Genomic DNA, 21,083 nt, shown 5'->3' with positions numbered 1-21,083 from the left:
GTTGACAGACGTGTCGTTGACAGATACATGCGGCCCCACCATGCTGAGCAGCGCTGAGCAAGCGCTTATTCGCCAGGGAGAGGGAGACGCATGGCCGAGCCGAGGATCTTCACGTCCGCCGAGGAACTGCGCGCGGGGATCGGGGAACCGCTCGGTCCGAGCGGGTGGCTGGAGGTGGACCAGAAGCGGATCGACCTGTTCGCCGATGCCACCGGCGACCACCAGTGGATCCACGTGGACCCGGAGCGGGCCGCGGGCGGACCCTTCGGCTCCACCATCGCCCACGGCTATCTGACGCTGTCGCTGCTGCCGAGCCTGGTCCCGCAGGTCATGCGGGTCGAGGGCATGAAAATGGGCATCAACTACGGCACGAACAAGGTGCGTTTCCCGGCGCCCGTCCCGGTCGGCTCGCGGCTGCGCGCCACCGCCGTGATCACGGAGGTCACGGAGGCGGGCGGCGGCGTCCAGGTCGAGGCGACGGTCACGGTCGAGCGCGAGGGCGGCGACAAGCCGGTGTGCGTCGCGGAGTCGGTGTCCCGCTACTACTTCTGAGGCGTACCGGGTCCGTCCGGGGCGGCGCCCACCATGCGCAGGACGAGGTCGGCGTAGAGCGCGCCGACCTCGTCGGGCGTGCGGCGGCCGGCCGCGTTGAACCAGCGGGCCACGTCGATGCAGAGGGACAGGACGGCGAGGGTGGTGCCGGGAACGTCCGGAACGTCGAACTCCCCGGCCGCGACCCCGTCGGCGAGGATGCGGCGTACGGCGGCGTCGCTCTGCCGGCGCAGGGCCACGATCTCGGAGCGGTGCTCCGGAGCGAGGGCGTCCAGCTCGTACTGGACCACGCGCGCGGTGGTGTGGTGCGCGGCGTGCCACAGCACGAAGGACCGGACGGCGGCGTCGAGCCGCTCGGCGGCCGAACCCGGGCCGGAAGCCGCGGTCTCCAGGATCTCCAGCGCCTTGTCGTGGCCGATCCGGCTGATCCGGTGGAGCAGCTCTTCCTTGGTCTTGTAGTGGATGTAGAGCGCGGCCGGGCTCATGCCGGCCCGTCCTGCGATGTCACGTGTGGTGGTGGCGTGGTACCCGCGCTCCGCGAACGCTTCGACGGCGGCGACGAGCAGCCGCCGCGCGGCGTCGGGGGTGACCTCCGACCACGGCCGGTAGCCGGCGGTCGTCTCCTCCGCGCTGTCCATCGCTCGCTCACCCTCTTCGTCCTGTGGAAGGAACACCTTACCGGAGGGTGAGCAAGCGCTTAGCCGACATGGCTCCTCAGACCTTCGGCTGGAAGGGGTCGTAGTCGGCCATGATCTTCTCCATCCGGGCCTGGTCGACCCTGGTGACGATCTGGGTGAGCTCCTGACGGTCCCGGATCACCTTGGCGAGGGTGAAGGCCGAGGTGGTGAGGTAGAGGACCGCGATGCCGAGGAAGGCGCGGACCCAGCCGTCCACCTGGAGGTGGTAGATCCCCACGGCGACGGCACAGATGGCGATGGCGAAGGAGGCGACGGACTGACCGTAGTACGCCGCCGAGTTGCGCTGCTTGACCGGTGTCTCACTCATGGGCCCAGCATCGGGCGGCGCGGCCGCGGGCACCTCCGCGCACGTACTCACGTGCGTACTCAGATGCGCGCGCCGGGATGCGTACCGGGACGCACTCCGAACGACGGCCGAGACGCGCGCCCGGATATGCGCTCAGAAGGCGGACACCCCGGTGCGGGCGCGGCCGATCAGCAGCTTCTGGATCTGGCTGGTGCCCTCGTACAGGGTCATCACGCGTGCGTCGCGCAGCAGCTTGCCGGCCGGGTACTCGTCGATGTAGCCGTATCCGCCGTGCACCTGGAGGGCGTTGCTCGCGGCCCGTACCGCGGCCTCGGAGGCGAAGAGCTTGGCGGTGGAGGACTCGGTGGCGAAGGGCTGCCCGCGGTCGACGAGGTCGGCGACCCGCCAGGTCAGCAGCCGGGCCGCGTCCACGTCGACCGAGATGTCGGCGATCAGCTCCTGGACCAGCTGGTGGTGGGCGATGGGCTTGCCGAACTGCTCACGCTGGGCGGCGTACGAGACGGCGGCGTCCAGCGCCGCCTGCGCGATGCCGACGCACCCGGCGGCGACCGACATCCGGCCCTTGGCGAGGGCCGACATGGCCACGGAGAAGCCCTTGCCCTCGGGGCCGAGCATCGCGGAGGCGGGGACGCGGACCCCGTCGAGGGCGAGTTCGGCGGTGGCCTGGCCGCGCAGGCCGAGCTTGCCGTGGATCTCTCGGCGGGTGAGCCCGGGGGTGTCGGTGGGGACGAGGAAGGCGGAGATCCCGCGGTGGCCGGGCTCGTCGTTGGTGCGGGCGAAGAGGAGGACCACGTCGGCCCAGGTGCCGTTGGTGATGAACATCTTGCTGCCGCTGATGACGTACGCGTCCCCCTCGCGCGCGGCGCGTGTGGTGAGGCCGCCCGCGTCGGAGCCGGTGCCGGGCTCGGTCAGGCCGAAGCAGCCGAGCGCCTCGCCGGAGCAGAGGCGGGGCAGCCAGGCGCGCTTCTGCTCCTCGGTCCCCCAGGCGGCGAGGGTCTTGGCGACCAGGCCGAGGGAGACGGAGACGATGCCGCGCACGGCGGAATCGCCGCGGCCGAGCTCCTCGGTGACGAGCACGTAGGCGAGGTGGTCGCCGCCGGAGCCGCCGTACTCCTCGGGGACGGTCAGGCCGAGGAAGCCGAGGTCGCCGAGCTTCTTGACGATGGACCGGTCGACGCTCTCGGCGCGGTCCCACTCGGCGGCGTACGGGACGATCTCGCGCTCGGTGAACTCGCGGGCGAGCCGCCGTACGGCTTCCTGCTCCTCGCTCAGCTCCAGATTCACCGGGCACCTCCGGGCGGTCCGGCGCGAGGTTAACTAGCACCGGTAGTTTATGGCGGGCAGGCCCTACTATGTGGCGCATGGCCAGACCGCGCAAGCCCCTCCTCAGCAGAGACCGCATCGTCGAGGCGGCGGGCGCGCTGGTGGACACGGAGGGGCTGGGGGCGGTGTCGACGCGGCGGCTGGCCGCCGCGCTGGGGGTCAGCGGGCCGTCGCTGTACAACCACTTCCGCACGAAAGACGAGATCCTGGACGCGGTCGCGGACGCGGTGAGCGCGCGGGTCGACTTGTCGATGTTCGAGCCGGGGGCGGGCCGGGACTGGCGGAGCGCCCTGCACGACTGGGCCCACTCGTACCGGGACGCGCTGTCCGACCATCCGAACATCGTGCCGGTGCTGGCGCGCGGCCCTGGCCGGCGCCCGGCGGGTCTGCGGGTGGCGGACGCGGTGTTCGGCGCGATGACGGAGGCCGGGTGGCCGCCGGCCCAGGCGACGCGGATCGGCGCTCTGATGCGGTACTTCATCCTGGGCTCGGCGGTGGGCTCGTTCGCCGGGGGTTTCGTGGACGACGAGGCGGCATACGACCCCTCGGACTACCCCCACCTGGGCCAGGCCCACCTGCTGGCCGAGCGCCGGCGCGAGGTGGACGAGGGCGCGTTCGAGACGGGCCTGGCCGCCCTGCTGGACGGACTGGCCCTCCAGCACGAGGCATTGACGGGGCCGGCGACCGGCGGTTAGAAGGCTGTCGGCAGGCAGGTGGCAGGCGGTTGCAGGCGGCAGGCGGCAGGCGGTTGGCAGGCAGCTGGCAGGGCGGTCAGAACACGACGAGCGAGCGGCCGCCCTTGCCGGCGAGCATCGCCTCGAAGGCGGCCGGGATGCCGTCCAGGGTGATGCGGTCGGTGACCAGGGAGCCGAGGTCGAGGCGGCCCGCACGGACGTGGTCGGCGATCAGCGGGAGATCGCGCGCGGGGTCGCTGTTCCCGTACACGCACCCGGTGAGGGTGCGGGCGAAGTGGAAGATCTCCAGGGCGTGGAAGCTCACCTTCTGCTCCTTGCCGCCGATGCCGACGACCGTGGTGCGGCCGCCTCGGCGGGTGGAGTCCCAGGCCCCGCGGATGGACTCCGCCCGGCCCGCGCACTCGACGGCGACGTCCGCGCCCTGTCCGCCGGTCAGGGCGCGGATCTGCTTGGCGGTGGTGTCGGAGGCCAGTACGAAATCGGTGGCCCCGGCCGCCCGGGCCAGCTCCTCCTTGGCCGGGGAGACGTCGACGGCCACGATCGGGCCCGCCTCCGCCAGCCGCGCGGCCTGGAGGGCGGCCAGGCCGACTCCGCCGACGCCGAAGACGGCGACGGACTCGCCGGGGCGCACCCGGGCGCTGTTGCGCACCGCGCCGTAGCCCGTGAGGACGGCGCAGCCGAGCAGCGCGGCCTCGGCGAGCGGGATCCCGGCGGGCGCGGGCAGCACGCAGTTCGCCGCGACGACCGTCTCCTCGGCGAACGCGGCCACGTTCAGCCCCGGGTGCAGCGGCGTGCCCCCGGCGTCGTGGGCGTAGACCGACCCGACCCCGCTGAGCGCCTTGGCGCAGAGCCAGACCTCGCCGATCGAGCAGTGGTGGCACGCCCCGCAGGACGGGGACCAGTTGAGCACCACCCCGTCGCCGGGGGCGACGTGGGTGACGCCCTCGCCGACGGCGAGGACCGTCCCCGACCCCTCGTGACCGAGGACGGCGGGGACGGGGACCACCATGGTGCCGTCGGTGAGGGAGAGGTCGGAGTGGCAGACACCGGCTGCGGCGAGCCGCACCCGGACCTGGCCGGGGCCGGGATCGGGCAGGACGATCTCCCGTATCTCCAGCGGGGCTCCGACGGCGGGCAGGATGGCGGCGCGGACCATGGTCGATTCCGTCTCTCGGGCTCAGGAGGGCAAGGCGGTGGCGTGGGGCTGGGGCGGGCGGCTCAGAACTGCAGCGACTTGGTCTGGAGGTACTCGGCCAGGCCGTGCGGGCCGAGCTCGCGGCCGACGCCCGACTGCTTGTAGCCGCCGAAGGGCGCGAGCGGGTTGAAGCGGCCGCCGTTGATGTCCACCTGGCCGGTGTCCATGCGGCGCGCGAAGGCGACCGCGGTCTCCTCGTCCGCCGCCCAGACCGCGCCGCCCAGCCCGTACACGGTCCCGTTCGCGATGCGCAGGGCCTCGTCCTGGTCCTCGTACGGGAGGATCGACAGCACCGGGCCGAAGATCTCCTCCTGCGCGATGGTCATCTCGGGCGTGACGTCGGCGAACACGGTCGGGGCGATGAAGTACCCGTGCTCGTACGGCGCCTCGGGGCCGCCGGCGACGAGGCGCGCGCCCTCCTCGACGCCCTTGGTGATGTATCCGCGGACGCGGTCGCGCTGCTTGGCGTTGATGACCGGGCCGAGGCGGGTGCCCGGGTCGCGGGGGTCGCCCGAGGGGTATTTGGCGACGGCGGCGGCCGCGAGCGAGACGGCCTCCTCGTACTGGTCGCGGTGGACGAGCATCCGCGTGAGCGCGTTGCAGCTCTGGCCGGAGTTGTTCATGACGTGGCCCACGCCCGCCGCGACGGCCTTGGCCAGGTCGGCCCCGGGCAGGATGACATTGGCCGATTTGCCGCCGAGCTCGAGGGCGACGCGCTTGACGGCGGCGCCGGCCGTGGCGCCGATCTGCTTGCCGACCGCGGTGGAGCCGGTGAAGGAGACGAGGTCGACTCCCTCGTGCGCGGCCAGCGCCTGTCCGGCGACCGGGCCGGTCCCGGTCACCAGGTTGAACACGCCCGCCGGGATGCCCGCCTCGTGCACGGCTTCGGCGAAGAGCTGTGCGGTCAGCGGGGTGTCCTCGGCCGGCTTGAGGACGAGGGTGCAGCCGGCGGCGAGAGCGGGTGCCACCTTGGCAACGATCTGGTGCAGCGGGTAGTTCCAGGGCGTGATGGCCCCGACGACGCCGACCGGCTCCAGCAGCACGGTGGAGTTGCCGATCCGCTCCTCGAAGGCGTACGAGGCCCCCAGCTCGGCGAACGAGGAGGACACCGCGATCGGCGCCCCCACGTGGACCATCTCCGAGAAGCCCCGCGGGGAGCCGAGCTCGGCGGTGATGAGCTCGGCGAACTCGTCCTTCCGGGCGACCAGCACATCGCGGAGCGCGCCGATCAGGGCGGCCCGCGCGGCCGGAGCCGTGGCCGCCCAGCCGGGGAAGGCGGCGCGTGCCGCGCGTACGGCCGCGTCCACGTCGTCGGCGTTTCCGGCCGGGACCCCGTCGATGACCTGCTCGTCGGCCGGGTTGACCACCTCGATCCGCTCGCGTCCGGCGGCGGGCCGCCATGCGCCGTCGATGTACATCCCGTCGTGGGCCTTCATGGCTTTCCTCCCGAGCGCGCACGAACGCGTGGACGCGTAGACCTGACCTCGTTCGACCACCCTACAAACTACCGCCGGTAGTTTTCGGCCCGCTACTGCTCCGGGGGTCAGATGATGCCGAAAAGCATCCCTGCCCCGAGGACGACGAGGGAGGTGAGGGCCGCCCATTTCACGGTGAAGCGGGTGTGGTCGCCGAACTCGACCTTGGCCATGCCGACGAGGACGTAGACGGCGGGAACCAGCGGGCTGGACATGTGCAGGGCCTGGCCGACCAGCGAGGCGCGGGCGATCTCGAGCGGGGAGACGCCGTGGGCGGCGCCGGCTTCGGCCAGGACGGGCAGGACGCCGAAGTAGAAGCCGTCGTTGGACATGAAGTAGGTGAGCGGCAGGCTGAGCAGGCCGGTGACCAGGGCCATGTGCGGGCCCATGCCCTCGGGGACGACCCCGACGAGCCAGTCGGCCATGTGCTTGACCATGCCGGTGCCGTTGAGGACGCCGGTGAAGACTGCGGCGGCGAAGACCATGCCGGCGACGTTCAGCACGTTGTCGGCGTGGGCGGCGATCCGGGCCTTCTGATCCGGCATGTGCGGGAAGTTGACGGTGAGGGCGAGGGCGGCGGCGAGGAGGAAGAGCACCGGAATGGGCAGCAGCTCGGTGATCATCGCGGTGAGGAGGGCGACGGTGAGACCGGCGTTGAACCAGTAGAGGCGGGGGCGGAGGGTCGGACGGCGGGGGTCGAGGCCCTGGAAGCCTTCCTCGTTCGCCGCGGAGTCGGAGGCGGAGGCGGAGTCGGAGTCGGACTCCGTGCCGGAGCCGGAGCCTGCGTCCGTACGGGAGGTGGGGACGGACGGGGCGGAGGCGGAGGCGGACCCGGTGGCGGCGGTGGCGGTGGCGGCGGTGGCGACCAGGAGGCGCTCCTCGGCAGGCTCCGCAGGGTCCGCGGCCTCGCCGGGCATGACCAGGGTCCCCACCCGGCGGCGCTCCTTGAGGCCGAGGACGTACGCGAGGCCGAACACGAACAGCAGGCCGACCGCGAGGGCGGGGATCATCGGGACGAAGATGTCGGAGGCGTCGAGCTTGAGGGCGGTGGCGGCGCGGGCCGTGGGGCCGCCCCAGGGCAGGGTGTTCATGACGCCGTTGGCGGTGGCGGCGACGCCCGTCATGACCACCAGGCTCAGGCCGAGCCGCTTGTAGAGCGGGTACATGGCCGAGACGGTGATCATGAAGGTGGTCGAGCCGTCGCCGTCGAGCGAGACGATCGCGGCGAGGACCGCGGTGCCGACCACGACCCGCACCGGGTCCGCCTTGCAGAAGCGCAGGATGCCGCGCACGATCGGATCGAACAGGCCGACGTCGATCATCACGCCGAAGTAGACGATGGCGAACATCAGCATGGCGGCGGTCGGCGCGAGTTTGCCGACGCCGTCGATGACGTAGTCGCCGAGGTGGGCGCTCTTTCCTGCGAACACGCAGAACAGCGCGGGGATGAGGACGAGCGCCGCGATGGGCGACATTTTCTTCATCATGATCAGGACCAGGAAGGTGGCGATCATGGCGAAGCCGAGGAAGGTCAGCATGCAGGGAACGTAGGTGCCGCCTCCTTGCGTCAACAAGACGTCAGCGTGTGAGCAATACGAGCAAAACCCCAGCTCAGGGCAGGGGTGTCAGTTCGACGGGGAAGCCGTTGAGCACCGCGGTACCGGACAGCGGGTCGAGCCGGGAGCCGTCGAGGAGCTGGTTGACGTTGGCGCCGGGCACGGCGGAGGCGACGGAGAGCCGGGCCCCGTCGCGGTCGTGGCCCCAGCCGTGCGGGAGGCTCACGACGCCGGTGCGGACGGTGTCGGTGACCTCGACGGGGACCTCCAGGCTGCCGCCGTCGGCGGTGATCCGGGCCAGTCCCCCCTCGGTGAGCCCGAGCCGCCCGGCGTCCTGCGGATTCACCTGGAGGGTGCAGCGGTTGGAACCTCCGGTGAGGGCCGGGACGTTGTGCAACCAGCTGTTGTTGGACCGCAGATGGCGGCGGCCCACGAGCACCAGGGAGGCGGGGCGGTCGGCGAGCGCCGCGCGCAGCCTGGGGAGCTCGGCCGTGATCGGGTCCGGGAGCAGCTCGATCCTGCCGCTGCGCGTCCTCAGCACGCCCGGGAGCCGGGGCCGCAGCGGGCCCAGGTCGATGCCGTGCGGGTGCGCGAGCAGCCGCTCCAGGCTGAGCCCCTCGCCCACGCCCACGCCCGTGCCCACGCCCACGCCCGCGCCCGTGTCCTCGCCCGGTCCCGCCTCGGGCGCGGAGCCGGCGCCGAACCGGTCTCCGTACGGCCCGAGTCGGAGCATCAGATCGAGCCGCCGCTCGGGGCCGCTCTCCCCGGTGAGCAGACCGGCCAGGCGCGCCGGGTCCTGCCCGTGCAGGGGGGAGCGCGGGTCGGCGGTCTCCTTGGCGAGGGTGCCCTGGATGACCATCTCGTCGACGGAGGACGGGGCGGCGGATCCGTGCATGCCGGAGACGGCCAGGACGAGGCGGGCATGGATCTCGCACTCGTCGAGCCGGTCCGCTTCGAGCGGGACGGCAGGACGGCTGTAGCGCACCTGGTTGCGGATGGCGAACCCGTTGAAGGCGAAGTCGTGGTGGGCGCTCTGCGAGGGCGGCGGCGGAGGCAGCACGACGTGGGCGTGGCGGGAGGTCTCGTTGAGGTAGGGGTCGATGCTGACCATGAAGTCAAGCCCGGCCAGGGCCGCGTCGAGGCGCCGCCCGTCGGGGGCGGACAGCACCGGGTTGGCGGCGATGGCGACCAGCGCCCGGATCCGCCCCTCCCCCGGCGTCTCGATCTCCTCGGCCAGGGCGGCGATGGGCAGTTCGGACTTGGCCTCGGGGTGCCCGCTGACCCGGCTGCGCCAGCGGCCCAGGGTGAAGCCCTTGCCGGGCCCGGCGGGGCGCGGCCGCGGGCCGGCGGCCGGGAGCGGGAAGAGGACTCCCCCGGGACGGTCGAGGTTGCCGGTGAGGATGTTCAGCACGTCGACCAGCCAGCTGGCGAGCGTGCCGTACTCGACGGTGCAGCTGCCGATCCGCCCGTAGACGGCGGCGGTGGGCACGGCCGCCAGGGCGCGGGCGAGGTCGCGGATCTCGGCGGCCGTGAGGTCGCAGGCGGGGGCGACGGCCTCAGGAGTGAAACTCGCGAGGGCTCCGGCGAGTTCCCCGAGTCCCTCGGTCTGTTCCTCCAGGGCGCCGGGGGCCGCGAGCTTCTCCGCGAGGAGGGTGTGCGCGAGGGCGGCCAGCAGCAGGGCGTCGCTGCCGGGGCGCGGTGCGAGGTGGAGGTCGGCGAGCTTGGCGGTGCGGGTGCGGCGGGGGTCGACGACGACCAGGGTGCCGCCGCGGGCGCGCAGCGCCTTGAGCCGGCCCGGGAAGTCGGGGGCGGTGCACAGGGAGCCGTTGGACTCGACCGGGTTGGCGCCGAGGAGCAGCAGGAAGTCGGTGCGGTCGAGGTCGGGGACCGGGATGGCGAAGGGGTCGCCGAAGAGGAGCCCGCTGGAGACGTGCTTGGGCATCTGGTCGAGGGTGCTGGCGGTGAAGAAGTTGCGGGTGCCGAGGGCTTTGAGCAGCAGCGACGGGTACAGGTTGCCCGCCATGGTGTGCACGTTCGGGTTGCCGAGGACCACGCCGACGGACTGGGCCCCGTATGCGTTCACGAGGGCCGGGACGGCTGCGGCGATGGCCTCGAACGCCTCCTCCCAGGTGGCCTCCTGGAGCCGGCCGTCGCGGCGCACGAGAGGGGTGCGCAGGCGGTCGGGGTCGGCGTCGAGCGCGCCGAAGGCCGCGCCCTTGGGGCAGATGAAGCCGCGGCTGAAGACGTCTTCGCGGTCCCCGCGGGCGCCCGTGACGCCGGTGCCCTCGATGGTGAGGGTGAGGCCGCAGGTGGCTTCGCAGAGGGGGCAGATGCGCAGGGCGGTGCGGGGCATGGGCCCTCCAGGGGCGGCAGGCGCGACACGGACACGCGGGCGAGCCGAGCATACCGACCGGTTGGCACGGTGGGGAGGGTCCGGTCCGCGGGCGGGGCCCCCGAGCGGGGGTCAGTCCAGTACGCGGGACAGGTACGCGTGCATCATGGCCCGGGTTTCGGCCACGATGGCGGGGTCTCCGGCCGGATCGGCGCGGAAGGCCAGCTTCGTCAGCGCGTCCGTGGCCTCGACGGCGACCAGGACCGCCCGCTCCAGGGTGGCGTCCGGGGTCAGGCCGAGATGGGCGCCGAGCAGTCCGGTCAGGCGTACGGCGACCAGCCCGTTGGGGTCGGCGGCCGGGCCCTCGGGCGGCGGGGCGGGCACCCCGAAGTCGACGAGCGCGAAACCGGGAACGGTCCGCTTCATGGCCAGGTACTCGTCGAGCACGGCGTCCACGACGGGCCGCCAGTCGCCGGACGGGAGCGCGGCGAGGCGCTCCGCGATGGCGTCGGTGTACCGGTCCAGGTTGCGGTGGGCGAGGGCGATCGACATGGCCCGCTTGTTGCCGAAGAAGCGGTAGACCGAGCCGATGGGCACGCCGGCGCGCAGGGCGACGGCCCGGGTGCTGAGGTTCTCGTACCCGGTCTCGTCCAGGAGTTCGGCGCAGGCGTCGAGGATCCGGGCGAGCCGGTCGGCGCTGCGCTGCTGGATCGGCGTCCGGCGCAGGGGGTGGGCGGGGGGCACGGGGTCCATCATGCCGCTCCTGGCTCCTCGGTTCAGCAGCGGTCTCAGTTCAGCAGGAGGCCGATGCCCCCGATCGTGAAGGTGATCATGAGTGCGAGCAGCGGCAGCTGGCCGGTGACGGCCCTGGCGGGCGGGAAGAGGCGTACGGAGCGGTCGTGGGCCGCGATCACACCGAGTACGTGGCCGGCGACGACGGCGAGGACCTGGAGGGCGGCGAGGCCCCCGGGGCCCAGTGGTGGCAAGGGTTCTGGGGCGTTGTCAGTGCCGAGTGCCATGATTACTGTGCGTGGTCCTTCGGTGACGAGGAGGGAGAAGTAGTGGGCGACGAGATAGCCGAGTGAGATCGGTACGAGTGAGTGCGCGAAGGCGGTCAGCGGCCGCGGGTGGGGGCCGCAGACGAGGCGGGTGGCCGCTGCGCAGAGGCAGTACAGGGTGGCGACGAGGGCGACGGAAGCGAGCAGTCCGAGCGTGGCCGTGGGGGTGCGGCCGAGGGGGGAGGTCTGGAGGGTGTTGATCCACGACGGGTTGTCGGAGTAGCCGTCGTAGGCGGTGGAGCCGAGCAGGACGCAGACGGTGGCGACGAGTCCGGGCCGCTCGGGTGTCGCGTCGAGTCCGTGGAAGGGGTTGCGGAATACGAGACGGCCGTCGCTGCGGCGGCCGAGGGGGGAGAGCCGGGCCAGGAGGGCGGAGTACGCCTCGAAGGCGTCCGCGTCGGCGAACCAGCGCTCTCCGAAGCGGGCGGCGAGCGCGAGGTGGACGGCGGTGTAGACGGCGAGGGCGGTCAGGAGGGTGGTGGTGGATGCGGGATCCGGAGCGGCGAGTTCGAGCCAGGTGAAGCCGAACAGTCCGGCGGCGGCGGGCCATTGGCCGAGCCGGGCGGGAAGGGGGGCGGGTGCGTGCCGCGGCCGGGCGCGGGGCAGCCGGCGGTACAGGCGGTACAGGCGGTACAGGGTGCGGAGCGGGTTGAGCAGGCGCCAGACGGGGCCGAGGAGGAGGGAGGCGGGGACGAGGCCGACCCAGAGGAGGACGTAGACGGCCCCGGGGGCGGGGTTGCGCGCGGGGTCGTCGGGACCGAGGAGGAGGGAGAGGAGGACGGCGAGGGCGGCGGCGAGGCCGAGTCCGCGCAGGGCGGTACGGGTGGCCGGCGCGTCGGCGATCCGCTCCAGGGCGGCGGGCAGGGCGAGGCCTGACCGGTCGCCGCGGAATCGGGAGGAGGACCAGAGGAGGCCGAGTGCGAGGAAGGAGACGAACAGTGCGGCGAAGGCACCGGCGAAGGCGTAGAAGGGAGAGATCGGCAGATCGTGCTGGGACCCGATCCCGTGCGCGAGCGTGGTGAGCGGACCGGCCGGACCAGGGACCGCGCCCCGGCCCCCGCCACCACCGCCCGCGACGGGTACGGGCCCGAGCCCGACCGGGGTCACTTTGGCCCGCCCGCACGGCCCTGTTCCCCTCCGCGGAAGGGGGACGCGGCCGGGTGGGTTCGGGTCACCGTGGTCCGTCCGGAGGGGAACGGGGCGAGGCCGTTCCCGGGCGGCATCACCGGACGAGGAGCTGGGTCAGGACGAGGCGGGACTCGTGGGTCTCGACCTCGAAGAGGCCCGTACGGTCGGCCGTCAGGACCAGGGTGGCCTCCTGGCCTGCCGGCAGGGCGAGTTCCTTGTCGTAGCCGTGGACGTGCAAGGTGTCCGCGCGGTCGCTGGTGACGCGCAGGGCGACGCGTTCCCCGCGCCGCAGCTCGGTGCGGCCGGGGGCGGGGGTGACCTTGCCGTCCCGGACGGCGATGGTGACGGTGCGGTCGGCAGGCGCCTGCGACGGCGCCTGCGAGAGCGGCGACGACGGTGACGTGGGTGCCGACGGCGGGGTGTGGCTGTGGCCGGCTTGGCCGGGGGTGGCGGCGGTGGCGGTGAGCTGAAGCGTGCCCTCGACCGCCTTGCCGGCGACCGCCCAGGCGGTGTGGTCGTCGGCGTAGAGGCGGACGGTCAGGGTGTGCGTGCCCTCGGGCACCTGAGCCGCCGGCAGGTGGAACCAGGGGCCGTACAGCCGGGCCAGTTTGCGGCCGTCGAGCTCCAGGTGCGCGTGGCCGGCGCCCGGGAGGGCGGCGCCGCCGGTGCTGTCGGGGGTGAAGCGGAAGTTCTTCACCGTCAGCTGGAGGTTCCAGCCGTCCTCGGAGTCGGGGCGGGCGGCGAGCCGCACCTCCGGCGCGCCCTCGGCCGTGACCTCGCGGAGCCGGTGGCCGGTGGGGTCCTGGGCATCGAGCAGGGTGCCGACGCTGCCGGTGGCCTGCTCGTGGCTGGTGCCGGGCTTGTGGTGGGTGGTGGCCCGCCCGCCGCAGCCCATCGCCGCGCCGCCGACGAGGAGGAGTACGAGCGCGAGCAGGGCCGCGCTTCGGGCGCCGCGTCGAGGCCGAGCCCCGAAGGGCGGTGTCCCGCAGCCGTCGCACGCGATGGGGCCTGCGGCCCGGTCGTCGCTCACCGCGCTCCCCCTTCGGCCGGGCGGGCCGGGGTCGCGGTCGGGGCCGGAGTCGCGGTCGCGGCCGCGGTCGGGGCCGCGGTCGGGGCCGGGGCCGGGGTGCGGTCGCCCGGGCGGGAGGCGGCGATGGTGGCCCAGAGGGTCCAGGGGACCAGAACCAGAGCCCGGAGCCAGGAGGGGCCGACCGGGATCCAGGGGATCATCAGGACGGCCTTGTCGAAGGCGTCGAGGAGGGTGAGGGCCGCCAGGAGCAGGGTCAGCCGCGCCAGCCAGGGGCGGGTGGGCCGCAGGGCGATACCCGCGCCCGTCCACCACAGGCCCAGCAGGAGCAGCGCCAGGGCCGGCACGGCCGTGTCCACGAGCGGCATCGTGGAGCCGGCCACGTCCAGGGCCAGCCCGGCCAGGCCCAGCAGCGAGGCCGTCGTGCCCAGGCGGGACCCGCGCAGGCGGCGCCACCACAGCACCCCGCCGACGAGGAGCAGGACCGCCGCCACCGCCAGCGCGATCTGGGTCTCCACCCGCTCCATGCCGCGCGCGCCGTACCAGTCGCAGCCGGCCGGCAGCTTGCGCGCCTGCACGCTGTAGTCGGCGCAGACGAGGAGCTGGGCGAGTTTCACCGGTTCGCCGACCAGCCGGGAGGAGGCGCCCGACACCTCACCGCGGCGGTCGCCGCAGTGCGGGAGCGTGCCCGGGGTGGAGCCGTCGGGTCCGCTCTGCCAGCAGTTCCCGCGGCCCTGCCCGTCCCACCACACGTCCATGCCGTTGGGGCGCGACGCCCCCGACTTGTCCTTGCCGAGGATGTTGGCGGCGTACCGGTTGTGGTGGGAGGTGTCCGCCTGCTTCGACCACGCCTCCTCGCCCCGGATGAACGCCGGGACCGCCGAGAGGAAGAAGCCCGCGCGCCGGTGCCCGTACACCCAGTTGTTCTCGTAGACGTTCCAGTTGCCGCCCGCGGTGATGATCCCGGTGCCCGGCGGCATGGAGATCTGCGGGCAGACCACCCCCTGCTCGTAGCCGCGCTCGATCGGCGGTCTGGCGCAGGTGCCGTCGGCGACGTACCCGTAGTAGTCGGCGTTGTTGTCGTGGATCAGGTTCCGCTCGAACTTGGCGTGGTTCTGAGGGAGTCCGGGGTGCCCCGGGAAGGCGCTGTCCATGGAGGCGCCGCCCATGTTCGCGTCGAACTCGTTGTCGTGGACCCAGACCGAGTCCCCCGCGGTGCCGGAGTAGCCGACCATGTTGTGGTGGCTGTGGCAGCCGGTGATCTCGATGGAGTAGCGCGGGACCTCGTAGCCGCGCCCGTCGTTGATGTTCGAGGCGCTGCCCGGGTAGATGCCGGAGTCGCCGTTCCCGTACGACTCGCAGTTCTTGTACAGCCCGTGGTCGCTGGCGAAGGTCAGGAAGCCGTACTCGTCGTTCCACCGGGTCAGGACGTCGTCGATGACGAACCCGTCGCCCGCGAGGACGTACAGCGAGTTGAAGGTGGTCCGCTGCGCGGTGAAGTTGCGGAAGTAGATGCCGTTCGACTTGTCGGCGCGGATGGCGTTCAGCTTCTGGTACTTGGCGTCGATGACGACGTCCTGCCGGTTCGCGCCCGTGCCCTCGATCTGCAGGTCCGTCTTGCCGAGGATCGCGACGAGGTTCTGGTTGTGCCGGCACTGCACCTGCTGCTCGTACGTGAGGATCTGGTAGCCGAGCGAGGAGTTGGGGGCCTTGAGCGCGGCGCACTCCCCCGTCGGCTGCGGCAGCGAGGGCTCCTCCTCGTACAGGCCGGGGAGGACCGCGATGTTCATGCCGGGCCGGTCCACGGCGTCGACGGCTTCCTGGAGGTGCCGGTAGCCGCTCTTCTCGCACCGCTCGTACAGGGCGAGGTTGCGCTGCCTGAGCTCCTCCGGGAAGGCGGCTGTCCGGCGTTCGAAGGCGGGCCGGTCGGTCTTGCAGACCAGCAGGTCGGGCTCGGCCTTCCGGTACTGCGGCACGGACCCGGAGCCGTCCGGCAGGGTCACGGGGCGCTCCTCGTGCGCGCGGGCGGCGGGCGCGGCGGCGAAGAGGGACAGGAGCGCGAGGAGGGCGGCGAGGAGCGCCGCCGGCACGGCAGGGAACCTGCGGGTCCACGACATGCGCGTGAGAGTAGAGCAATGTTCATCTTTTTGGACCCCCTACGACAGCGCGAAATCGGGGACGCCATTGACGCGCGGGCCACGGAATCCTACTGTCGACCATAGGATTCCTTCGACCGTCCACAGAGCGGGAGCACCCATGAGCGAGCAGGCCGAGCAGGCCCGGAAGACGGCCGGGGCACTGGAGTACCTCACCGGCTTCGGCAACGAGCACAGCTCGGAGGCCGTCCCCGGCGCCCTGCCGCCCGGCCGCAACTCGCCCCAGCGCGCCCCGCTCGGCCTGTACGCGGAGCAGCTCAGCGGCAGCGCCTTCACCGAGCCCCGGAAGCACAACCGCCGCTCCTGGCTCTACCGGATCCGCCCCTCGGCGGCCCACCCGCCCTTCACCCGGGTCGACAACGGCGCCCTGCGCTCCGCACCCTTCACCGAGGCCCCGGCGGACCCCAACCGGCTCCGCTGGAACCCGCTGCCCGACGCGGCCCCCGGCACCGACTTCCTGGCGGGCCTGTGGACCCTCGGCGGCAACGGCGACGCCACCCAGCGCACCGGCATGGCCATCCACCTCTACTCCGCCAACGCCTCCATGACCGACCGGGTGTTCAGCGACTCCGACGGCGAGCTGCTGATCGTCCCCGAGCGCGGCGGCCTGCTGCTGCGCACCGAGCTCGGCCTGCTCAGCGCCGGCCCCGGCGAGATGGCCCTGATCCCGCGCGGCGTGCGCTTCCGCGTGGAGCTCCTGGACGAGGACGCCCGCGGGTACGTCTGCGAGAACTACGGCCGCCCCTTCGAGCTCCCGGACCTCGGCCCGATCGGCGCCAACGGCCTCGCCGCCGCGCGCGACTTCCGGGCCCCGGTGGCCGCGTACGAGGACGTCGAGCGCCCGACCGAGGTGGTCAACAAGTTCTGCGGCAACCTCTGGTCCGCCACCTACGACCACTCCCCGCTCGACGTGGTCGCCTGGTACGGCACGCACACCCCGTACGTCTACGACCTGCGCCGTTTCAACGTCCTGGGCTCCATCAGCTACGACCACCCGGACCCGTCGATCTTCACCGTGCTGACCTCGCCCTCCGACACCCCGGGCCTCGCGGGCGTGGACTTCGTGGTCTTCGCCCCGCGCTGGCTGGTCGGCGAGGACACCTTCCGCCCGCCGTACTTCCACCGCAACGTCATGAGCGAGTACATGGGCCTGATCGAGGGCGCCTACGACGCCAAGGCGGAGGGCTTCGTCCCCGGCGGCGGCTCGCTGCACAACATGATGTCCGCGCACGGGCCGGACCGGGAGACCTTCGACAAGGCGAGCGCCGCCGAGCTGAAGCCGCAGAAGATCGACGACGGCCTGGCCTTCATGTTCGAGACCCGCTGGCCGATCACCGCCACCACCCAGGCGGCCGGCGCCGATCACCTCCAGCGCGGATACGACGACGTCTGGCAGGGGCTCCAGCGCCACTTCCGCGCCTAATATCGCTACGCGCGCGCCACGCGCAGCGCGTCACGTGCCCCGCACCACGTGCGCCACGCCCCGTCCCTACGGAGAACCACCCGTGACCGCCTTCGCCCCCGACTCCCTGGTGCTGAACCGGAAGCTGCCGCTCTGGTACCAGGTGTCACAGTCGCTGCGCGCCTCGATACTGGGGCGCACCCCGGACGCCTCGCTGCGCCTGCCCACCGAGGAGCAGCTCGCCGAGCACTACGGGGTGAGCGTGCTGACCATGCGCCAGGCGCTCAAGGAGCTGGAGGGCGAGGGGCTGATCAGCCGGCACCGCCGGCGCGGCACGTTCATCGAGCCGGGTGCGCGGCGCGGGGCGCCGGTACGGCTGCTGGGATCGGTCGACGCGATCGTGGCGCAGCAGTCGGGCGACCGTACGACGATTCTCGGCCACGAGCGGACGGCCGTGTCAGGGGAGTTGCTGGAGCACTTCCCGGACACGGCCGAGGTGGTCACGTACCGCAGGCTCCGCCACGACGGGGAGAGCGGCGAGCCGACGAACTGGGCGGAGAACGCGGTCCGGCCGGAGGTCGCCGAAGCCGTGGACCTGGCCGATCTGGCGCGCTGGCCGATGACCAAGGTGCTGCGCGACGTGGTGGGCGTGAAGATCAGCCGGATCACGGACACGGTCGAGGCGCGGCTCGCCGACCCGGAGACGGCCGAGCTGCTGCAGGTACCGCTGCTCAGCCCGATCCTGCACTACACGGGCGTGACGTACGACGAGGACGGTCGGGTCGTGGACGTGGCGCGGATCCGGTACCGGGGTGACCGGTTCTCGTTCACGGTGACGGTCGACGCCACCTGACGCCTGCCGCCTCCACACCTTGCGGGGGCCACACCCTGCGGGGGCCAGACCCTGCGGGGGCTACTTCCCGTCGTCGTCCGTGCTGCGCTCGCCCTCCGCCTGCGACGGCGTCGTCCGCATCGTCTGGGGGTGGTGGCGCTCCATCTTCTCCTTCTCGTCCATGTCCTCGTCGAGCCGTTCGCCCTCGGCCTGCGACGGAGTCGTGTATTCGTCGTAGTGGCTCATGTCCGTCTCCTCGGCATCGACACAGTCGACATAATCCTCATGTAGGGATATACCCGCACATAGGGAGCCTAGCTCTTCGGCCCCGACCCAGCCCGGCCAGGCCCCCGCCGGCGCCCACGCCGACACCCCCGGCCGCCGCCTCCCGTCGCTACCATCTGCCGGGTGAGCGAAGACGTACCGCTGCTGGACGATCTGATGCCCTGGGCCGTGGGTGGCCTGCGCCTGGGCCGGGCCTGGGTGGCGGCCCCCGACCCGGCGGCCCTGCGCGCCCGCTGGGCGGCCCTGACCGGTGCCGAAGGCACCGAGCGGGAGCGACTGTTCCGCCCGACCCGCAGCCGTACGCCCACCACCGGCGCGGCGGCCCTGCCCGGCCGGCGCTCGCCGTCGACCGCCCGCTTCGCCGACGCGCCGGGCCCCTGCCCGGAGCCCGTACGGGTGCTGCGCGACCCCTTCGACGAGCAGTGGCTGCTGCCCGACCAGCGGCTCATCGACATGGCCCGGCCGGAGCTGTGGCGGGTCCTGGACGAGCACCAGCTCTTCGCCGTGGAGACCCCGGAGCTACTGGTCACCGCGCACCTCCCGGCCGGCCGGCTCGGCCGGATCCGCCCGCTGCACCGGCGCCCCGGCGGCGCCGAGCCCAATCTCGCGCCGGGCCTGCTGCCGCTGCTGGGCGAGCGCTACGGCGGCTGGGTCACCCCGCAGGACGTGCTGTGCTGGATCCTCGCCGCGGGCCGCCCCGGCCCCCGGGGGTACGAGGTCCCGCTGACCGGCGATCCCGGCCGCTGGCGGGCCGGGCTGGAGCTGGGGCACCGGCTGCTCACCGTCCAGCTGCGCGGCGGGCCCGGCGCCGAGCCGCCCCGGCTGCCGGGCGGGCGGCGCCCGTACGTCCGCTCGGCGGTCCAGGCCTGGCCGGGCGGGCTCGCGTACGACCCGGACACCGAGACCCTGGGCCTCGGCACCGGGACGGTCTCCCCGGTGCCGCCGGGCGCCTGGGAGTACGAGGTGCAGGGCGGTACGCGGGTGCTGGAGGCCTGGTTCGCCGCCCGCACCGCCCACCGGGATCCCGAGGCCGACGGGCTGGAGGCGCTCGGGCCGGCCGAGTGGCCGCAGGCCTGGACCTCGGAGCTGCTGGCACTGGTGACCACCCTGGCGCTGCTGGCCGATCTGGCCCCGGAGCGGACGGCGTTCACCGCCGGGCCGCTACTGCCCGCCGCCGAGCTGACGGCGGCCGGGGTGCTGCCGCCGCCGCGCTGGTCCCGGCGCCCGGCCTCCGTGCTCGACCACCACGAGGAGGGCCCGGGCGGCCAGTTCGCCCTGCTCTGACGGAACCCGGGACCGCTCACGCGCGGCGGCGGCACCTGGAGACGGCCCGGCCGCGGCGCCATACGCGGACGAACCGCGCACGGCCGGCGATGTCGACGATCTGCCTGGTGACAGGCCGGGGTCGGAGCGGGTAGGCAGGCTGTCATGACAGCCGACTCGCCCGCACCCGCACGCCCCGTGGAACCGCGCCCGGTGGAACCCGTGGAACCGCCGCCCCTCGACGGCGTGACCGTCGTCGCCGTCGAACAGGCCGTCTCGGCCCCCTTCGCCACCCGCCAGCTCGCCGACCTCGGAGCCCGGGTGATCAAGGTCGAGCGCCCCGACGGCGGCGACTTCGCGCGCGCCTACGACACCGCCGCGCACGGACTGGCCTCGCATTTCGTCTGGGCCAACCGCGGCAAGGAGTCGATCGCGCTCGACCTGAAGGACCCGCGCGGCCTGGAGGTCCTGCACGGGTTGCTCGACGGGGCCGACGTGTTCGTCCAGAATCTCGCCCAGGGGGCCGCCGCCCGGCTCGGGCTCGACTCGGCCGCGCTGTGCGCGCGCCACCCGCGGCTGGTCGCCGTCGACATCTCCGGGTACGGGGCCGAGGGCCCGTACGCCCACAAGCGCGCCTACGACATGCTCGTGCAGTGCGAGGCGGGGCTGGTCTCGGTGACCGGCACCCCCGAACAGCCCGTCAAGGCCGGCATCCCGGCCGCCGACATCGCGGCGGCCATGTACGCCTTCTCCGGAGTCCTCGCGGCCCTGCTGCGCCGCGGGGCCACCGGGCGCGGGGGCCGGGTCGAGGTCTCGATGCTCGACGCGCTGGCCGAGTGGATGGGCCATCCGCTGCACCACACCATGCACGGCGGGGAGCAGCCCGTGCGCACGGGCCTCGCGCACGCCGTCATCGCCCCGTACGACGCCTACCCGACGGCGGACGGGGACCGGGTGCTGCTGTCGGTGCAGAACGACCGCGAGTGGCGGCGGCTCGCCGAACAGGTGCTGGAGCGGCCGGAGTTGGCCGAGGATCCGGCGTACGCGACGAACGCGGCACGCACCCGGGGCCGGGAGAAGACCGACGCGGTGGTCGCCGAGGCGCTGGCCGGGCTGGACGCGGACGAGGCGATCGAGCGGCTGGAGGCGGCGGGCATCGCCTGTGCGCGGCTGAACTCAGTGGCCCAGCTGGCGCGGCACCCCCAGCTCGCGGCGCGGGACCGCTGGTGCGAGGTGGGATCACCGGCCGGTCCGCTGCGGGCGCTGCTGCCGCCGATCGGACTGCCGGGAGGCGCGGCACCGCACATGGGTGCGGTGCCCGCGCTCGGCGAACACACCGAGGCCCTGCTGCGCGCCCTGGGGATGACGGACGCGCAGATCACGACACTGCGCCGGGATGGTGTGGTTGCGTAGGGCCGGGGCGAAACCAATGACGGTCGGGGACGTTGTTACGAGCGGCGGCTGCCGAAGAGCGTGCGACGCAGGCGGCGCAGCGGCGCGAAGAGCGAGACGCGCGCGCTCCGGCTCCGCAGGCGGTGCGTGTGGTCGCGGGACGTCAGTTCGCGCATCAGCAGCGTCGCCTCGGCGGCCTCGCGGTGAGGGACGGCGGGTCCGCCCAGCACGGCGAGGTGGCGGTCGAGGCGCGAGCTGGTCGCACTGCTGCCGCAGGTGATGGCAGGCACGCGAGGCGGCCTGCTGCGCATTGCTATCTGTTCCATGATCTCTCCCCACCCGTACGAGGGCACCCGGCCCGGGCAGGGTAACCCTATCGCCCCTGCGTCGTGCTCGGGTATCCCGGT

19 protein-coding genes are annotated in these 21,083 nt (G+C 73.2%); 6 read left to right on the top strand and 13 right to left on the bottom strand.

Annotation, left to right across the window (positions count from 1 at the left end; genetic code table 11):
• Positions 1 to 90: 90 nt before the first annotated feature.
• Entirely contained in the window at positions 91 to 552 is a 462-nt protein-coding gene (locus IF02_RS0128270; RefSeq protein WP_030161831.1) for a MaoC family dehydratase, read from the top strand.
• Here the strand turns inward: IF02_RS0128270 and IF02_RS0128265 are convergent.
• From IF02_RS0128265 to IF02_RS0128255, 3 genes are all read right to left on the bottom strand, one after another.
• The gene (locus IF02_RS0128265) at positions 543 to 1,190 is read right to left on the bottom strand and encodes a TetR/AcrR family transcriptional regulator (protein WP_030161830.1); all 648 of its coding nucleotides are present in this window, start codon (positions 1,188 to 1,190) and stop codon (positions 543 to 545) included. The two genes, IF02_RS0128270 and IF02_RS0128265, sit on opposite strands and share 10 nt — an antisense overlap.
• Positions 1,191 to 1,266: 76 nt before the next feature.
• Positions 1,267 to 1,557: a YiaA/YiaB family inner membrane protein gene (locus tag IF02_RS0128260; RefSeq protein WP_030161828.1), complete on the bottom strand. Its 291-nt coding sequence runs from the start codon at positions 1,555 to 1,557 to the stop codon at positions 1,267 to 1,269.
• A 132-nt stretch (positions 1,558 to 1,689) separates the two neighbouring features.
• Positions 1,690 to 2,841 (bottom strand): acyl-CoA dehydrogenase family protein, encoded by a 1,152-nt coding sequence (locus IF02_RS0128255; protein WP_030161827.1) that lies wholly within the window; start codon positions 2,839 to 2,841, stop codon positions 1,690 to 1,692.
• A 77-nt stretch (positions 2,842 to 2,918) separates the two neighbouring features.
• On the opposite strand from IF02_RS0128255, the gene IF02_RS0128250 reads away from it, so the two are divergent.
• On the top strand, positions 2,919 to 3,575 hold the full coding sequence (locus IF02_RS0128250) for a TetR/AcrR family transcriptional regulator (protein ID WP_030161825.1): 657 nt from the start codon (positions 2,919 to 2,921) through the stop codon (positions 3,573 to 3,575).
• A 76-nt stretch (positions 3,576 to 3,651) separates the two neighbouring features.
• Here the strand turns inward: IF02_RS0128250 and IF02_RS0128245 are convergent, their stop codons facing one another.
• The 8 genes from IF02_RS0128245 to IF02_RS0128210 all read right to left on the bottom strand — a co-directional run bounded on the left by IF02_RS0128245 (position 3,652) and on the right by IF02_RS0128210 (position 15,463).
• Positions 3,652 to 4,731 (bottom strand): zinc-binding dehydrogenase, encoded by a 1,080-nt coding sequence (locus tag IF02_RS0128245; protein WP_030161823.1) that lies wholly within the window; start codon positions 4,729 to 4,731, stop codon positions 3,652 to 3,654.
• A gap of 62 nt (positions 4,732 to 4,793) precedes the next feature.
• Positions 4,794 to 6,206 carry an aldehyde dehydrogenase family protein gene (locus tag IF02_RS0128240; protein ID WP_030161821.1) on the bottom strand — a complete coding sequence of 471 codons (1,413 nt, stop codon included), beginning with the start codon at positions 6,204 to 6,206 and terminating at the stop codon, positions 4,794 to 4,796.
• Between the two features lie 107 nt (positions 6,207 to 6,313).
• Positions 6,314 to 7,783: a CitMHS family transporter gene (locus IF02_RS0128235; protein ID WP_030161819.1), complete on the bottom strand. Its 1,470-nt coding sequence runs from the start codon at positions 7,781 to 7,783 to the stop codon at positions 6,314 to 6,316.
• A 73-nt stretch (positions 7,784 to 7,856) separates the two neighbouring features.
• Positions 7,857 to 10,154, bottom strand: a complete 2,298-nt coding sequence (locus tag IF02_RS0128230; protein ID WP_030161817.1) for a molybdopterin-dependent oxidoreductase — start codon at positions 10,152 to 10,154, stop codon at positions 7,857 to 7,859.
• 111 nt (positions 10,155 to 10,265) lie between these two features.
• Complete coding sequence (locus tag IF02_RS0128225) at positions 10,266 to 10,886, bottom strand: TetR/AcrR family transcriptional regulator (RefSeq protein WP_030161815.1); 621 nt, start codon at positions 10,884 to 10,886, stop codon at positions 10,266 to 10,268.
• A 35-nt stretch (positions 10,887 to 10,921) separates the two neighbouring features.
• Positions 10,922 to 12,193, bottom strand: coding sequence for a hypothetical protein (locus IF02_RS0128220; protein ID WP_030161813.1), 1,272 nt, complete (start codon positions 12,191 to 12,193; stop codon positions 10,922 to 10,924).
• A 220-nt stretch (positions 12,194 to 12,413) separates the two neighbouring features.
• Positions 12,414 to 13,214 (bottom strand): cupredoxin domain-containing protein, encoded by an 801-nt coding sequence (locus IF02_RS0128215; RefSeq protein WP_234318354.1) that lies wholly within the window; start codon positions 13,212 to 13,214, stop codon positions 12,414 to 12,416.
• A gap of 131 nt (positions 13,215 to 13,345) precedes the next feature.
• Positions 13,346 to 15,463, bottom strand: a complete 2,118-nt coding sequence (locus IF02_RS0128210) for a right-handed parallel beta-helix repeat-containing protein (RefSeq protein WP_078622382.1) — start codon at positions 15,461 to 15,463, stop codon at positions 13,346 to 13,348.
• Between the two features lie 139 nt (positions 15,464 to 15,602).
• Between IF02_RS0128210 and hmgA the strand changes: the two genes are divergently transcribed.
• The gene (hmgA, locus tag IF02_RS0128205) at positions 15,603 to 16,925 is read left to right on the top strand and encodes a homogentisate 1,2-dioxygenase (protein ID WP_030161806.1); all 1,323 of its coding nucleotides are present in this window, start codon (positions 15,603 to 15,605) and stop codon (positions 16,923 to 16,925) included.
• A gap of 82 nt (positions 16,926 to 17,007) precedes the next feature.
• Positions 17,008 to 17,757 carry a GntR family transcriptional regulator gene (locus IF02_RS0128200; RefSeq protein WP_030161804.1) on the top strand — a complete coding sequence of 250 codons (750 nt, stop codon included), beginning with the start codon at positions 17,008 to 17,010 and terminating at the stop codon, positions 17,755 to 17,757.
• A 60-nt stretch (positions 17,758 to 17,817) separates the two neighbouring features.
• On the opposite strand, the gene IF02_RS35255 is transcribed toward IF02_RS0128200, so the two are convergent.
• Positions 17,818 to 17,982, bottom strand: coding sequence for a hypothetical protein (locus IF02_RS35255; protein WP_199809293.1), 165 nt, complete (start codon positions 17,980 to 17,982; stop codon positions 17,818 to 17,820).
• A 195-nt stretch (positions 17,983 to 18,177) separates the two neighbouring features.
• Between IF02_RS35255 and IF02_RS0128190 the strand changes: the two genes are divergently transcribed.
• Both IF02_RS0128190 and IF02_RS0128185 read left to right on the top strand, forming a co-directional pair.
• Positions 18,178 to 19,305 carry a type ISP restriction/modification enzyme gene (locus IF02_RS0128190; RefSeq protein ID WP_158708580.1) on the top strand — a complete coding sequence of 376 codons (1,128 nt, stop codon included), beginning with the start codon at positions 18,178 to 18,180 and terminating at the stop codon, positions 19,303 to 19,305.
• A 144-nt stretch (positions 19,306 to 19,449) separates the two neighbouring features.
• Complete coding sequence (locus IF02_RS0128185; RefSeq protein ID WP_051696612.1) at positions 19,450 to 20,697, top strand: CaiB/BaiF CoA transferase family protein; 1,248 nt, start codon at positions 19,450 to 19,452, stop codon at positions 20,695 to 20,697.
• A 35-nt stretch (positions 20,698 to 20,732) separates the two neighbouring features.
• Here the strand turns inward: IF02_RS0128185 and IF02_RS0128180 are convergent, their stop codons facing one another.
• Positions 20,733 to 21,002: a hypothetical protein gene (locus IF02_RS0128180; protein ID WP_172671376.1), complete on the bottom strand. Its 270-nt coding sequence runs from the start codon at positions 21,000 to 21,002 to the stop codon at positions 20,733 to 20,735.
• Positions 21,003 to 21,083: the final 81 nt, after the last annotated feature.

It is taken from the genome of Streptomyces sp. NRRL S-244 (assembly GCF_000717915.1).
Taxonomy (GTDB): domain Bacteria; phylum Actinomycetota; class Actinomycetes; order Streptomycetales; family Streptomycetaceae; genus Streptomyces.
Note: the sequence above shows the minus strand (reverse complement) of the source record. Positions and strands in the feature narration are given on the sequence as shown.

Excerpts from the sequence above, each read along its gene's own strand:
- IF02_RS0128270 (WP_030161831.1), top strand. The coding sequence starts at position 91 with ATGGCCGAGCCGAGGATCTTCACGTCCGCCGAGGAACTGCGCGCGGGG.
- IF02_RS0128265 (WP_030161830.1), bottom strand. The coding sequence starts at position 1,190 with ATGGACAGCGCGGAGGAGACGACCGCCGGCTACCGGCCGTGGTCGGAG.
- IF02_RS0128260 (WP_030161828.1), bottom strand. The coding sequence starts at position 1,557 with ATGAGTGAGACACCGGTCAAGCAGCGCAACTCGGCGGCGTACTACGGT.
- IF02_RS0128250 (WP_030161825.1), top strand. The coding sequence starts at position 2,919 with ATGGCCAGACCGCGCAAGCCCCTCCTCAGCAGAGACCGCATCGTCGAG.
- IF02_RS0128245 (WP_030161823.1), bottom strand. The coding sequence starts at position 4,731 with ATGGTCCGCGCCGCCATCCTGCCCGCCGTCGGAGCCCCGCTGGAGATA.
- IF02_RS0128240 (WP_030161821.1), bottom strand. The coding sequence starts at position 6,206 with ATGAAGGCCCACGACGGGATGTACATCGACGGCGCATGGCGGCCCGCC.
- IF02_RS0128235 (WP_030161819.1), bottom strand. The coding sequence starts at position 7,783 with ATGCTGACCTTCCTCGGCTTCGCCATGATCGCCACCTTCCTGGTCCTG.
- IF02_RS0128230 (WP_030161817.1), bottom strand. The coding sequence starts at position 10,154 with ATGCCCCGCACCGCCCTGCGCATCTGCCCCCTCTGCGAAGCCACCTGC.
- IF02_RS0128225 (WP_030161815.1), bottom strand. The coding sequence starts at position 10,886 with ATGGACCCCGTGCCCCCCGCCCACCCCCTGCGCCGGACGCCGATCCAG.
- IF02_RS0128215 (WP_234318354.1), bottom strand. The coding sequence starts at position 13,214 with ATGGGCTGCGGCGGGCGGGCCACCACCCACCACAAGCCCGGCACCAGC.
- IF02_RS0128210 (WP_078622382.1), bottom strand. The coding sequence starts at position 15,463 with ATGTCGTGGACCCGCAGGTTCCCTGCCGTGCCGGCGGCGCTCCTCGCC.
- hmgA (WP_030161806.1), top strand. The coding sequence starts at position 15,603 with ATGAGCGAGCAGGCCGAGCAGGCCCGGAAGACGGCCGGGGCACTGGAG.
- IF02_RS35255 (WP_199809293.1), bottom strand. The coding sequence starts at position 17,982 with ATGAGCCACTACGACGAATACACGACTCCGTCGCAGGCCGAGGGCGAA.
- IF02_RS0128190 (WP_158708580.1), top strand. The coding sequence starts at position 18,178 with ATGCCCTGGGCCGTGGGTGGCCTGCGCCTGGGCCGGGCCTGGGTGGCG.
- IF02_RS0128185 (WP_051696612.1), top strand. The coding sequence starts at position 19,450 with ATGACAGCCGACTCGCCCGCACCCGCACGCCCCGTGGAACCGCGCCCG.
- IF02_RS0128180 (WP_172671376.1), bottom strand. The coding sequence starts at position 21,002 with ATGGAACAGATAGCAATGCGCAGCAGGCCGCCTCGCGTGCCTGCCATC.